Annotated in this window: 2 protein-coding genes; both read left to right on the plus strand. The window is 50.5% G+C overall.

What is annotated here, in order from left to right:
• On the plus strand, positions 1 to 480 hold a 480-nt coding region (locus I2G42_RS16210; protein ID WP_195531275.1), incomplete at its 5' end, for a ParA family protein.
• The coding region (locus I2G42_RS16215) for a ParB/RepB/Spo0J family partition protein (RefSeq protein WP_195531276.1) at positions 437 to 1,176 on the plus strand (740 nt) is incomplete at its 3' end. The genes I2G42_RS16210 and I2G42_RS16215, both read left to right, overlap by 44 nt.

Below are 1,176 nucleotides of genomic sequence, written 5' to 3' on the forward strand. Positions count from 1 at the left end.
CGGCAATATCTGGACACACTGAAGGGACAATATTCCCATATCCTGATTGACTGTCAGCCCTCGTTGGGGATGCTTACAGTCAATGCGCTGGCTGCTGCGAACAGGATCATAATTCCCGTTCAGGCAGAGTATCTGCCCGCCAAAGGACTGGAACAGCTTTTATCTACGGTCAGCAAGGTAAAACGGCAGATCAATCCAAAGCTCCAGATTGACGGTATCCTGCTGACGATGGTGGATAACCGCACCAACTTTGCCAAAGAGATTGCTGCTTTGCTGCGGGACACCTATGGAAGTAAAATCAAAGTCTTTGGAACGGAGATTCCACACTCTGTCCGTGCAAAGGAAATTAGCGCAGAGGGAAAAAGCATTTTCGTCCATGACCCTGGCGGTAAGGTGGCAGAGGGGTATCGAAATCTGACGAAGGAGGTGTTGAAACTTGAAAAGCAGCGCGAAAAAAGTAGAACTGGCATCGGTAGATGATCTGTTTTCTACGGAGGAGAGCCGTGCCGATGCTCAGAGAGAAAAAGTAGTAGAAATCCCGCTGTCGGAACTGCACCCGTTCAAAGGGCATCCATTCAAAGTCAAGGATGACGAAGCCATGATGGAGACCGCAGACAGTATCAAGCAGTATGGCGTTCTGGTTCCGGCGATTGCTCGACCGGACCCGGAGGGCGGTTATGAGCTGGTAGCCGGACACAGGCGGCACAGAGCCAGTGAGCTGGCAGAAAAGGAGACCATGCCGGTCATTGTTCGGGATTTGGATGATGATGCCGCCACGATCATTATGGTTGACAGCAACCTGCAACGAGAAAGTCTGCTCCCCAGTGAAAGAGCATTTGCCTACAAGATGAAGCTGGATGCCATGAAACATCAGGGAGAGCGAGTTGATTTAACTTCGTCCCAAGTTGGGACGAAGTTGAGAGCCGATGAAATATTGGCTCAGCAGGCTGGTTCAAGCAGAAATCAAGTTCAGCGCTATATCCGTCTGACAGAGCTGATTCCTGAATTGATGGATATGGTGGATGAAAAGAAGATTGCCCTGAACCCTGCCTATGAGCTGTCCTTTCTCAAAAAGGAGGAACAGGTAGACCTGTTGGACGCGATGGACAGCGAACAGGCTACCCCTTCTCTTTCTCAAGCCCAGCGGCTCAAGAAATACAGTCAGGAGGGGCATCT

This window comes from Fusicatenibacter saccharivorans, assembly GCF_015557635.1.
Classification (GTDB): Bacteria; Bacillota; Clostridia; order Lachnospirales; family Lachnospiraceae; genus Fusicatenibacter; species Fusicatenibacter saccharivorans.